This is a genomic window from Chloracidobacterium thermophilum B, from assembly GCF_000226295.1.
Classification (GTDB): Bacteria; Acidobacteriota; Blastocatellia; order Chloracidobacteriales; family Chloracidobacteriaceae; genus Chloracidobacterium; species Chloracidobacterium thermophilum.
This window is the reverse complement of record NC_016025.1, coordinates 38,011-51,129: the sequence shown is the minus strand read 5'-3', so window position 1 is coordinate 51,129 and position 13,119 is coordinate 38,011. Positions and strand designations below refer to the sequence as shown.

The window sequence follows — 13,119 nt, the reverse complement described above, 5'->3', positions numbered from 1 at the left end:
GCACGGCTTCACGCCGTCGGCCGGGCAGCCGGCGCATAAAACTTCCGCCACGTAGCACGCAGTGACGACGACACTTCAGCGTCGGCCAGCGCGCCGGCTTCCCGCAATGCCGCATGGCAGGCCGGCAGCCGGTAGTGCGGCACACTGGGATACAGGTGATGTTCGATGTGATAGTGCATCTGGTGCGGGAAAAGCCACCAGCGGATGTACCACGGCACCAGGTTCGTGCGCGCTGCACGCAACGGCGTCGAAGTGTCCGCTACCGCGCCATGTTCACAGAGCGCGCGCAGCCGCAACAGCCACTGAAGCAGCGTTACCAGTGGTAAAAGCCATAAAACGACATAACTCTGCCACCACCCACCAGCAACGGCAGCGACAAGCAGCGTCACCTGGAAGACAATGACAAAACGCTGATCCCGACGGGCCGCCCGCCGCAGGTTTTCCGAAGTGTCATCCACTATGGACACATGTGCCGCTGGCTTTTCCGGCGCGGTGCGGCGCAGCGGCCGGCCGAAAAAGTACAGGTAGTTTTTGACCGCCGTAATCCCCAGCAGGTCCTTGATGAACTTTTTGAGCAGGTGCCAGCGTCCACGGGGATACCCCGCCATCAGCGCCATGTCCGGGTCAATCGGGCTGTACAGATGGTTGTGGTGAATCCGGTGAATGATGCGGTACGTGTGCATGGAAACCCCCAGCGGAGCAGCACACAGCATCCCCACTGCATCGTTGAGCCATCGGGTTTCATACATCCGGTAGTGCGCCGCCTGGTGGGCTAGAATGGCCAGTCCGTGCTGCGCCGCCGCGATACCTAAGGGTGCCAGGCACCACAACAGCGGATGGTTGAGCCAGACCGTTGCGGTGACAAGACCGACGATGATACCCCAGTCAAGAAGCAGCGAAGACGTTGCCCGCAACGGCGAGAGCGCCGAAAGCTGTTTGACCACAGCCGGCGCCAGCAGTGGCCGCCGGCCCGTCTGGCGGAATTCCTCGCCCCGTTCTCCCACAACCATCGTCAACCGACACTCCTCGCTAATCTGACCGGGGGACGCTCAGCCCACGTCGGCCAGTGCCACAATGCGTTCAATACAATCTCCGACGACCTTGTTGGGCGTCGAAGCCCCAGCCGTGATGCCAATGGTGACAGGCCCTTCCGGGAGCCAGTCCCACGAAGTCGTCTCTTCCTTGCTGAAAGCCGGCTTGTGGCGGATTTCCCTTGCCGATACCAGACACTCCGGCGCATTGATGTGGTAAGTCGGCAACCGCTCTGCGGCAATTTCACACAGGTGCTCGGTGTTGCTGCTGTTGTAGCCGCCCACCACAATGACCAGATCAAGCGGTTCTTCGATGAGCTTCAGGATGGCATCCTGCCGTTCCTGGGTGGCGCTGCAGATGGTATCAAACGAACGAAAGCGTGTTTTGACTTCTTCCGGCCCGTACCGCTGCTCGATAGCGCGCCGAATCATCTCCGCAATTTCCAGGGACTCACTCGAAAGCATCGTTGTCTGGTTGGCCAGCCCGACGCGCTGCAAGTCGCGGTCCGGGTCAAAACCCGGCGTCGCCACGGCAGCATACCTGGCCAGGAAGGCTTCGCGGCTGCCGCGCCCAAGGATGTAATCACAGACATCCTGCGCCTGCACCCGGTCGCGCACGACAAGAAACTTGCCGTTGGGATAGAGCGTCGTCCGCGAGCGCGTGGCCTCGGTTTCCTCGTGGTCGTACTTGCCGTGAATGATGGCCGTAAAACCTTCCCGCGCATACTTTTCGACCCGCTTCCAGACGTGGACCACCGAGCCGCAGGTCGTATCCACCAGCAGGCAGCCGATGCGCTTGAGACGTTCCAGCTCGTGGGTCGGGGCGCCAAAGGCCGGGATCAGGACAATATCATCGGCTGTCACTTCGTCGCCCGGCCGCAGAAAACAGTAGCCCATCCGGGCCAACTGCTCGTTGACTGTGGGGTTGTGGATGATTTCCCCGGTCAGATACACCCGCCGGTTGGGAAACCGCACGTGGGTCTCGTAGGCCAGGTCAAGGGCGTGGTCAACGCCATAGCAGAAACCGAACTCCTGCGCGAGACGGAAGGTGAGACGGCCCGCCTGGTGCGTCCCCCCAGAAGCCTTGATGCGCTGGACCAACGCACTGTCAAAGTCGTTTCGGATTTCATCGTGAACTTCAGCGCGCAGACCAAACCCGCTCCGGGAAGGATTTTGCCGTTTTGCCGGCGCAGCCGCATCATTCGCTATTGCCATGAGAAACACCTGTGTCTTCCGGGAAGAGTCAACGACCTTGGATGCAAGCTTACATCGCACCCTCACCATTCGCCAAGCAACGCCGAAAGCACTCCAGCCAGTGACCTTCTCACCCCCGGCAGGTGTAGCCTGGCTTCTGATTCTGAGATAGAGTCGCCGACTTCGCGCTGGCTGCCCGACAGCCGGCGTCCGTACCCTGCTTTTCCGAGGAACCACCGCTATGCCCGGATTTGCGCCCCGCTTTGTACAACCTGTCGTCGAGTCACCACTGCCGCCCGCCTTCCGCTCGGCGCGGCCGGCGCCGGCCACAGCGGCCGCCGTCGAGGCAGCCATCCGCAAAGCGCAAGCGTATCTTCTTTCCAAGCAGTACCCGGAAGGCTACTGGTGGGCCGAACTTGAAGCCAATGTCACCCTGACGGCTGAGTACGTGTTTCTCCACAAGGTGCTCGGCACGGACGGTGAACGGACGCGGCAGTTTGAGAAAATCCGCACCTACCTGCGCCGCCAGCAGCGCGAACACGGCGGCTGGGAGCTGTACTACGGCGACGGCGGCGAACTCTCCACGAGCATCGAGGCCTACTTTGCCCTCAAACTGCTCGGCGACAGCCCCGACCTGCCGCACATGGCGCGCGCCCGGCAGTTCATTCTGGCGCGCGGCGGCATCACCAAAGCGCGGGTGTTCACCAAAATCCATCTGGCGCTGTTCGGCGCGTTTCCCTGGGAAGGCTGCCCGACGCTTCCGCCGTGGATTATGCTCCTGCCGGACTGGTTTCCCTTCACCATTTACGAACTCGCCAGTTGGGCGCGCAGCTCGACGGTTCCCCTGCTCCTTGTCAGCGACCGGAAACCCGTCGTGCGCGTACCGGGCGGCGATGCCGATGAGCTGTATGCCGAAGGCCGCGCCCAGGCCGACCTGTCCCTGCCCAATCCCGCCGGCCTCCTGTCGCTGGGAGGTGTTTTCATCGGCTTCGACTGGATGCTCAAACTCATGGAGCGGTTCGACCTCTCGCCACGTAGGGCGGAAGCCCTGGCGCGGGCCGAACAGTGGACGCTCGAACACCAGGACGACAGCGGCGACTGGGGCGGCATCATTCCGGCCATGCTCAACTCGCTCCTGGGGCTGCACTGCCGGGGCTATGCGCCGACCCACCCGGTCATGCAGAAGGGCATCGCGGCCGTGGAGCGGTTCTGCATTGAGACCGAAGATGAGTTCCACACGCAGCCCTGTGTTTCTCCCGTCTGGGATACGGGCCTGACCATCCTCGCCCTGCTCGATTCAGGGCTGCCCAACGATCATCCGGCGCTCGTCCGCGCCGGCGAGTGGCTGCTCTCCAAGCAGATTTTCCGGGACGGCGACTGGCGGTTCAAAAACCGGACCGGGCCGGCCGGCGGCTGGGCCTTCGAGTTCTGGAACGATTTTTTCCCCGATGTGGACGATACAGCCGTCGTCACCATGGCGCTGCACCGGCTCAAGCTCCCCGACGAAGCCGAAAAACAGCGCCGCCTGAAACTCGCCATCGAGTGGACACTCTCGATGCAGAGCAAAAACGGCGGCTGGGGCGCTTTTGATGTGGACAACACCCTCGAAATCCTCAACGACATCCCGTATGGCGACCTCAAAGCCATGATTGACCCGCCCACTGCCGACCTCACTGGACACATCCTCGAAATGCTGGGCGTCACCGGTTATGCCGCGCCACGGGAAAAGGTCGAACGGGCCATTGCCTTCATCAAAAGCAAACAGGAACCGGAAGGCTGCTGGTGGGGACGCTGGGGCGTCAACTATATCTACGGCACGCACATGGTCATCTGCGGCCTGGTTGCTCTGGGGCTTGACCCCCGCGAAGCCTTCATCATGCGCGGTACGCAGTGGCTCAACTCCTGCCAGAACGAAGACGGCGGCTGGGGCGAAACCTGCGCCAGCTACGGCGACCGGACCCTGATGGGCGTCGGCAAAAGCACGCCTTCCCAGACGGCCTGGGCACTGCTGGGTCTGATGGCCGGCGGCGAAGGCAAGTCCGACTGCGCTCGCCGGGGCATCGAATATCTCGTCACCCACCAGAATGACGACGGAAGCTGGACGGAAGCCGAGTTTACCGGCACCGGCTTCCCCAACCACTTCTACATGAACTATCACTTCTACCGGAACTACTTCCCGCTCATGGCGCTGGGGCGTTACCGGGCTTTCGCCCGGACCTAGACCAGCAAGCTAGAAAATTCGCCACACCTTTCAGTGCAGAAAATTCTTGCCTCTCCCGGCTGGAACAGGGTACTGTCACTGCCATCGCTGGATTTTTCCAGTTTGCCATTCCACAGTGGCTTCCTGAGAAGCTCGTGATGTCGCATTGGGCGCGGCTGCCCAGGGAGGGAGTGATGAGCACCTACACGAACGGTCAGGTTCCCGATTTCCGCGTCGCCGTCATAGATGAACTCAACCATGCGGCTAAGGCGGTCGAGAAATACGGGCTGCCGGTAACGGCGACCTATACGCTCGAAGAGGCTGGGACGCGACTTTCCGAACTGAGCAAGTACCACATCATCATCGTTGGGGTGTCGCTGTTTCCCATCCGGCGGCGAATTGTGAATGAACTGCGGCGGGTCGCGCCGAATGCCTGTCTCGTGTTCCTGCGGCGCTCCCATGAGTTCTCTAACGGGCAGTCTCCGCTGGAGGTCAAAAACACGGTCTCGGCCGACTTTATGCTGAGTGCTTCCTCGCCGGATGAGGTCTGGCAGGCCGCACAGTCTCTGAAGCACATGTTTCCGCTGCCGACGACCGCCGAACTTGAACCGCCGGCCGAAGCGTTTCTGATGGACCGGGTGATGAAAGTCGTTGCCGCGCACTATCAGGACCCGAACCTCAACCTGCGCGCGGTGGCAAGCCGGCTCAACCTTTCTTCGGGGCAGTTGTCGCGGCTGCTCAACCGCCATGCCGGAATGCGGTTCCGGCAGTTGCTTCAGCAGACCCGCCTCGAAGCCGCCAAGCAGTTGCTGATGACAGCCAACTGCACGACCATCAAGGAAGTGGCCTTCAAGGTCGGTTTTGCAGACAGCGACTACTTTTCACGGGCGTTCAAACGCTACACGGGCTGCTGCGCCACGGAGTACCGCGAAAACAGCGCCCTTCAGTAGGACCGGCAGCGCGCGGGACGGCCCGGTGTGATGCGGGCGAGCCCCCAAATGACAGGCAGGCATGACATTCCTGCCCGTCAGCGGGGGCGTTGCTTTCCGGCGTACCGCTGAAAGACCACGGCCGGCTGTTCGACGACCCGCCTGGCTTCGATGCACATCACGAGCCGCACGAACTGCGCCATGCTCCAGGCCAGAGGCGTGGCGCTGCCCGTGCCCTGACCTATCCGGTAGCGGGTATCGGGCGGATATGCCTGATCCCAAACCTGTTCAGGGATCATCCCCGTTGGGCCGGCAAAGGCCAGCATGGTTTTCGCGTAGGGATTGGCATCGCCGCCGCTGGCAATGACGTATTCGCCGCGCTCGCCGGTCAACAACGGCCAGATACGCCCGATGCCTTTGTCCTGCCAGCCGCTGCCGTCGGCGCGCTCGCCATACCCGTCGTAGTTGTAGCGTCGCCAGCCCGGCCCCATGGGCGTTTCAACCCGAATCACCCGGTCAACCATCCGCAGTGAACGCAGGATTTTGGGGTCGTCGGGCGGTACGATGCCCAACCGTACGAGTTCCAGAAAACCCGCATCCACGATGGCGCGCTCATCGTGTTGGCCGCCGCCGTTGTTGATGTCGAGCTTGAAACCGTCGTTTGGGTCGCGGTTGTTATTGATGCGCAGGTAGTACCCCCGTTCGGCTTCACCTTCGTCCCACGGGCCGGTCGTTGTGTAGCACCACTGCTGGACGCCTTCGGCCCAGCGGTCAGCCGTGCGCTCATAGCGTTCGGCGTCTTCAGCGCGGCCCAGCCGCCGGGCAATGTCTGCCGCGCAGATCAGACCGGCGATTTCGGCGGCTATCGTGGAAGGGGAATAGCCCTCTTCCTCCTCCCACCGCTCCTGTGGCGTGTAGGGGCCATGGCGCAGGATGTATTCGGCGGCCGGCCGGACGTGCTGGGTGTAGGTCTCGCGGTCAAAGCGTTCGAGTTGCCAGGCCAGGATGATGGGGTAGGCCACTTCGTCAAGCTGGACGCTCGGCCAGTAGGGACGCCCATCCAGCCAGCTATTCTGCGGAAAACTGCCGTCAGCGTTCTGCTGCACCTTGAAAAGGTAGTCCAAGGCGCGGCCGGCGGCGGCACGGTCGCCAAGGGCCAGCCAGGCGGTGGCGACGTGGTAGAGGTCACGCGACCAGACAAGATGATAGCCACCGGAGGTCGGGCGGTCGGCATCAGCGGCTTCCCCCCAGGGAATGCTCAGGCTGGCGACGCCCGCGCCAGGGTAGGTTTTGTCCTCGTGGGCCAGCAGGGTCATGGCGGCCACGGCAAACTGGGCGCGGTATTCGGCAGCCACCCGTGGCAACCGCGCCGTAAAGGCCTGCCATTCGGCTTCGTAACGCCCGGCAATGGCGGCAAAGCCCTCGGCCAGCGCTGCTGCGGCAACATCGGCCGCCGCTTCCGGGCGGTCGGCAAAGGCCAGTGCCAAAGTCGTCCGGGGTGCAGACAACTTTCCAATCTGCACGACGTTGCCATCCACGGCGCGCTGTTCACGTCCGTCCAGCCGTCCGTCGGCAGCCAGATCGGTCCAGCCGTCGCTGACCCCGGCAAAGCCACTCGACACCACCTCAAAGGCCGGCTGTGCGGCGAACGCCATGGCAATGGTCTGGTTGGTTGTGGCATCGCGGTCGGAAGCGACGAGCGTCCGGCCGCGGTGTTCGCCCGTATCTCCCAGGCCACTGTTGGCCACGGCCGGGTCAAGCAGGGCAAAGACCTCGTAGTTGCCGCCGTCCAGCGCCGTGACTTCGACTTCGATGAGCAGCGCATCGCGGTTGGGGTCACAGGCATAACGCTGTGTGATGCGCCACCGCTTGCCGTCGCTCATGGTCTGGGCAAAGGACAGGGCATCGTCGCGGGTCCGGCGCGTCTCCCGCTCCAAGGCATCGCGGGACGCACACCCAACGTACCCGTTGCCGACGATGACAAAATCCAGCGCCCGCAGGTTGGGCATATCCACCGTCGGGTAATAGACCTCCGTCAGGCCCGTTGCGCCCAGGGTGAACCACACCCGTGATCGCCGACTGACGGCCGTGCCCACGCCCAGCTTGCCGCCGGAAGTCCACGTGGACTTGACGCCGGGCCGGCCCGGAGCCTCTCTTGTTGCGTCTCCCGATGGCGACAGGGAAAACAGCCCCGGACAGACCAGCGCCACGGCAAGCACGATGCTTACCAGTTTCATCATGGTGACTCCTTGTGGAAAACACGCTTATCGAACACGAAACACCCGGTAGCCAAAGGCTTCCACCGGCACACGCAGGGTTTCCCGCGCCTGCATTTTTCTGTCGTTGACGGGAAATGAACTGTGTACCGGATTCACCGTGCACGGCCGGTTGGGTGCGCCGTCACAAATGGAGGCCGCAGGTATCGGCACTTCCACCCGGTTTCCGTTGCCGTTGACGACGACGAGCAACTTTTCCTTGCCGTCTTCGCGCACAAAGGCCCACTGCCGGCCTTCCACAACCAGATCGCGATGCCGGCCATGCCGCAGCGCCCGGTGGCGGCGACGGAGCGCCAGCAATTGCTGGGTTTCTTCCCACAATCGCTGTTGGTCGGGCGCCCGCCCGGCCGGGGTAAAGGCATTCGGCGTATCGCCAAAGCCGCCGGGAAAATCACGCCGGTTGTCAGGGTCTTCGCCACCATCCATCCCGATTTCATCCCCGGCGTAGAGCTGGGGGATGCCGCGCAGTGTCATGAGCAAGGCCAGCGCCAGCTTGACGCGCCGCCAGTCGCCGCCACAGGCGCGCATAATGCGCGGCACGTCGTGATTGCCGATGAAGGTGACGTTCATGTGGGCATTGCCGTAGAGCGCATCCTGCTGCAACAAACCGGCAAGACGGGACGCCGGAGCATTTCCGGCGGCAAAGTCCCGGATGGCATAAAAGAGCGGAAAGTCAAACTGCGACCGCAGGCCCGTGTCAATGCCGTCCCAGCCCGTTCGCCCGCCACGAAAGAAGGCGATGATATTCGGGTCGCCGTGCCAGATTTCGCCGACGGCCGTGAAGTTCGGAAAGGCGTCATCCATGGCGCGCTGCCAGTCCCGCCAGAACGTCCGAACAACATACGGGTAGGTGTCGAGCCGCATGCCGTCAAGGCCCACTTTTTCCGTCCACCAGAGGGAATTCTGGATGGCATAGCGTTTGTACTTCTCATCTGCACCGTTGAGGTCGGGCAGAATGCCGGCAAACCAGCCTTCAAGCACCAGCGCGCGCTCGTGCGGCGTGGCGTCGGGGCGCGTCAATGCCGGGATGTCAAAGTTACAGACGAGATGTTGTTCCGGGGTTCCGTTGAACCAGGTCGGCGTTGGCGGACGGCGCACCCACGGGTGCAGCGGCCCGGTGTGGTTGGGAATGACATCCTGAAGCAGCTTCATGCCGCGTCGCCGCACTTCCTGCGCCAGCGTCTGGTATTGCTCCAGCGTCCCGAAGCGCGATTCGACGGCGTAAAAGTCCGTCGCGCCGTAGCCGTGATAATCCTCGCTGGCATCGGCGTTGTCATAAACCGGCGTCATCCAGATAGCGGTGACGCCCAGCGCCTGGAGGTAATCGAGTTTCTCGATGACGCCGCGCAGGTCGCCCCCGTGATAGGCCCGTGGGTTGGCACGGTTGGCCGGCGGCATTCCGGGTGGCGCGTCATTGCTGCGATCGCCGTTGGCAAAGCGGTCAATCATCAGCAGATAGACGACATCATCCGGTGTCAGGCCGCGAAAGGCCGCCGTGCGGGGCAGGGGCGCAAACAGCGCCCAGGGGAGCGGACGCACACCATTGGGCGTAAGCAGATTGAGTTGGACAGGTCCGGGACGCGCCTCCGGGGTGATGGTCACTTCGCAGAACGCATAGCGCCCGTTGGAGGTCACTTCGACCCGGCCGGTGGTGATGCCGGGCGTGTTGCTGGCAAGGTGCACACCGGTCAGGTTTTCGCCCGTGAGGAGCAGCTCGATGGTCGTCGGACGGATCACGGTAGGCCAGTCGGGCGGCTCGACTTTGGTTACAACCTGGGCCAGGCCTGCCGCGGTGAGCCACACCAGCCACCAGCCAGCGCCGACGGTGTAGAACAACCATTTGCTTCGTTTCATAAGCCGGAAAGTGGCGTGAGCAGAAAAGAATTCCGCTCACGCCCGGAGTGAGTCCAGTGACAGGCTAGAAGGACAACCGCAGGCCAAGCTGCACCGAACGGTTCGAGCGGTTGCGCACCGAGAAAATGCGCCCGAAGTCGCCGCCCAAAAAGATGTTCGGGAAACCAAGCTGGGGTTTGTTGAACAGGTTGAACGCCTCTGCCCGGAACTCCAGGTTCAAGCGCTCGGTGAGCGTGAAGCGCCGGAAAATGGAGGCATCCACTGTGGAGATACCCGGCGACCGGAGAAAGGCATTGCGCGGATATTGTTCGGACGGATTGGCGGAAGGCGCAAAGGCGGCGGTGTTGAACCACCGCGCGGCACTGCGCCGACCGGCATTGGGGTTCTGCCCCGGCACGAGTCGCGCCCGGCCGCCATCGCCGCCAAAGACCGAGAAGGGCGTTCCGCCCTGCAGCGTCACAATGCCGTTGAGCTGGTAGCCATAAAGCAGCGCCCGGACGGCCCGGTTGCTGGCTTCCTTGAAAAACGGCAGGTCGTAATTGAAGCCAAAGGTAAACCGATGTCGTACGTCATAGTCGGCCAGACCCGGAGCCAGTCCGCCGGGGTCAGCCGGCGTGGAGCGGCCGGCCCCGCCCGTTCCAGGAAACGGTCCAGGTGAGTTGTTGGTGGCTTTCCCGAAGGTGTAGGCCGCCAGGTAGCTCAATCCCTTCCAGGCCCGTTGGTTGACCTTGATCTGGAGCGAGTCATAGCGCGATTCACCCACGTTGGCGATGGTCGTCAACCGCCGGGTGATTTCGGCATCGCCAAAGCCGCCGACAGTTGTCACGGCGGTGACGTTGGCGCCGCGTGTGCCGACGTAGGCAATGTGGAACGCCAGGAAGTCCGTCAACTGGTGCTCAAAGGCAACGTTGAACTGCTGTACCCGCGTATTTTGCGTATTGCGGGGTGTGTAGCGAATCTGCGTGCCGGGCGGAAGGTTGGGTGACGCCAGGTTGATCGGATCAGGCGGTGGAATCGGATCACTGAGTCGGACATTGGAGCCCGGACCGTCAAAGCGGAACTGCGTCACGATGAACGGCGGGTTCTGCGTCAACTGGTTGGCAATGCCGCCGCGGTCCAGCGAGTAGAATATTCCCCAGCCGCCACGTAGCACGGTACGGCCCTTGCCGGTCAGGTCAAACGCGGCCCCGATACGCGGGGCAAAGTTGTTGCGGTCGGTATCCACGAGCGAACGTGAATTGCCATCGCGCCCGGCCAGCAGGATGCGTCCGCTGGCGGGATCAAAGTTGGCCATCCGGTTGTTGAGTTCGTAGTAGGGCGTAAACAGCTCATAACGCAAGCCGGCGTTGAGCGTCAGCCGACGGTTGATGCGCCAGTCATCCTGCGCAAAAAAGCCCATCTCATAGCTGCGCGTCGTCGCGGCCGGGATTTCCGGGTTGGCCGTGGTGGTAAAGGCCGTGCGCCCGACGAGCATCTGCGCCACCTGGTAGCCGGTCTGCCCCAGGCCCGGACTCGCCGGCGGCGGCCCGCCAGGGGTGAAGGTCACGACCTGGTCGGAGAAAAAGTAGAAGCCCTTGCTGAAATCCGCCTGCACCGAGCGGATGTTGCGCTGAATGATGGAAGCCCCGAACTTGGCCGAATGGTTGCCAGTAACCCAGGTCACGGCATCGGTGAACTGAATTGTCCGCTGGTTGAGGATGAACTCGCCAAAGTCGCCCAGGTATTCCAGAAAGTCCCCGTTGCCGCCGCCAATGAGCGAAATGCCGTTGGCGCGGGTGATGCCGTTGATGCCGGGGATGCCGAGCTGACGGTTGAGGTCTGTCCCAAAGCCGAGTGGTAGAAACTCGATGTTCTGCTTGACGTAACCAAACCGCAGCTCATTGACGACGCTGGGCGTGAACGTGCGCGTGTAGTTGCCCATCACACTGTGGTTGAACTGCCGGTTCGTGCCTGAACCAAAGCCGGTCTGGGCATTGATACCCAACCGCCCTGGATCAAACTGCGGGTCGTCAGCAATGCTGAACCGCACAAAGACGGTATCCCGTTCCGTGAACCGGTGGTCCAACCGGAGGTCGCCACCCTTGAAGTTCTGCCGCTGGATTTGGCGGTTGAAGAAGTTGAAACGCGCCCGGTCGGGCAGGTCGGGAAGCGGAAAGAAGTTCAGATACCGGACGGCGGCCGGGTCGAGCCGGTTCTGGGGAATGATGTTGCCTGGAAACGGCAGGCCGGTCAGCGGGTCAAAAATCTGCACCGCCGCGCCCAGACCGGTAAAGTTTGGGTTGAGCAGTTCGCTGAAATCGCCCTGTCGCATGCGCGCCGTCGGCACGGTGAAGGTACGCCCTTCCTCACGCGGCAGCCGCTGCCGTAGTTGTTGGTAGTCGGCAAAGAAAAACGTCTTCCCACGGACGATGGGGCCGCCAAAGGTGCCGCCAAACTGGTGCCGAATGAACACCGGCTTGGGCGGTACAACACCGACCAGATCGGTGGCGCGGGCATCCATGGCCGAGTTGCGGAAAAACTCAAAAGCCGAGCCGTGAAAATCATTCGAGCCGGAGCGAATCGTGGCGCTGACAATAGCCCCGCCACCGCGCCCAAACTCGGCCGGGGCCACACTCGTGATGACCCGAAACTCCTCGATAGCTTCAATGGGCGGGAAAAAGACGATGGTGTTGACAATGGACTCGTTGTTGTCAATACCGTCGAGGGTGAAGTTGTTGTTCTGCTCCCGCAGGCCGTTGACGGAGAGCGCCGCCGAGCCGGTGTCGCCCTGGCGGAAGGTTTCCGCGTTGCCGCCGGACCCATCGGCGTTGCTGCCCGGTGTGCCGCGCGTCACGCCCGGCGTCAGGGTAGCCAACTGGGTGAAGTTCCGCCCGTTGATGGGCAGGTCAATGATCTGCCGGCCGGTAATGGTCTGCCCGACCGACGAGCTTGCCGTCTCCACCAGCGGCGCGCCGGCCGTGACTTCGACAACGTCCGTGATGTTGCCCGGTTCCAGCTCGGCATTCAGGCTGAGCACCTGGTTGACGCGCAAAACGACCTCCGGGCGGGAGAGTTTTTTGAAGTTGGGGGCCGAAAATTCGATGAGGTAAGTTCCGGCTTTGAGTACCGGGAACACATAGACCCCATCCGCATTGGTCGTTGTTTCAAGCTTGGCATTCGTTGCGGTTTCGGTGGCGGTGACGGTCGCACCGGCAATGACGCCGCCGCTGGTGTCGGTGACAACACCGGTCAGCCGCGCCGTATCACTCTGGGCCAGCGCCGGCCAGACGAAGCTATACAGAATGCCCAAAATTATGCCGCACGAACGGAGCCAGTGATGTGTTCGCAGGGGTTTCAAACTGTTTTCTGCGATTGACACACGTTGCCTCGTTCGCGCGGGGTGAGCGTAAGACATAGTGAGATTCCTCCTGAGAAATGATGCTCTAATTGCAGCCAACAGGGGGCGACCGAATCCAGTCGAGTCAGGCTGAGGCATCTGCACACAGGGCACTGCCACCAACCGGGACGGCACGCAGGCCCGCTTTCGGGCATACACCGCCTTCGGCTGGCTATAGCAGCAAGACTCATTCCGTCGGGGGGACCGGAATAAGCGCGTCATCAATGTTGACGCTGCGTTATAAGCGTGTTAGAGCGTG

General features: G+C 62.5%; 7 protein-coding genes. 2 read left to right on the top strand and 5 right to left on the bottom strand.

All coding sequences use genetic code 11. From position 1 onward, the window contains the following. Window positions 1-8: 8 nt before the first annotated feature. Together CABTHER_RS11310 and CABTHER_RS11305 are read right to left on the bottom strand one after the other, a co-directional pair. Complete coding sequence (locus CABTHER_RS11310; RefSeq protein WP_014100781.1) at window positions 9-1,010, bottom strand: fatty acid desaturase family protein; 1,002 nt, start codon at window positions 1,008-1,010, stop codon at window positions 9-11. Between the two features lie 39 nt (window positions 1,011-1,049). Then, window positions 1,050-2,246 (bottom strand): 4-hydroxy-3-methylbut-2-enyl diphosphate reductase, encoded by a 1,197-nt coding sequence (locus CABTHER_RS11305; protein WP_041570056.1) that lies wholly within the window; start codon window positions 2,244-2,246, stop codon window positions 1,050-1,052. A gap of 220 nt (window positions 2,247-2,466) precedes the next feature. Here CABTHER_RS11305 and shc point away from each other — a divergent pair, with 220 nt between their 5' ends. Together shc and CABTHER_RS16080 are read left to right on the top strand one after the other, a co-directional pair. Further along, the gene (gene shc / locus CABTHER_RS11300; RefSeq protein WP_014100779.1) at window positions 2,467-4,446 is read left to right on the top strand and encodes a squalene--hopene cyclase; all 1,980 of its coding nucleotides are present in this window, start codon (window positions 2,467-2,469) and stop codon (window positions 4,444-4,446) included. A gap of 173 nt (window positions 4,447-4,619) precedes the next feature. Beyond that, window positions 4,620-5,375: an AraC family transcriptional regulator gene (locus CABTHER_RS16080; RefSeq protein WP_014100778.1), complete on the top strand. Its 756-nt coding sequence runs from the start codon at window positions 4,620-4,622 to the stop codon at window positions 5,373-5,375. 77 nt (window positions 5,376-5,452) lie between these two features. Here the strand turns inward: CABTHER_RS16080 and CABTHER_RS11290 are convergent, their stop codons facing one another. From CABTHER_RS11290 to CABTHER_RS11280, 3 genes are all read right to left on the bottom strand, one after another. Beyond that, entirely contained in the window at window positions 5,453-7,594 is a 2,142-nt protein-coding gene (locus CABTHER_RS11290; protein WP_049787525.1) for a glycoside hydrolase family 15 protein, read from the bottom strand. A 24-nt stretch (window positions 7,595-7,618) separates the two neighbouring features. After that, a complete protein-coding gene (locus CABTHER_RS11285; RefSeq protein ID WP_014100776.1) occupies window positions 7,619-9,484 on the bottom strand; it encodes an alpha-amylase family glycosyl hydrolase in 1,866 nt (621 codons plus the stop codon). Between the two features lie 64 nt (window positions 9,485-9,548). Continuing rightward, a complete protein-coding gene (locus tag CABTHER_RS11280) occupies window positions 9,549-12,773 on the bottom strand; it encodes a TonB-dependent receptor (RefSeq protein ID WP_014100775.1) in 3,225 nt (1,074 codons plus the stop codon). Between the last annotated feature and the right edge of the window lie 346 nt (window positions 12,774-13,119).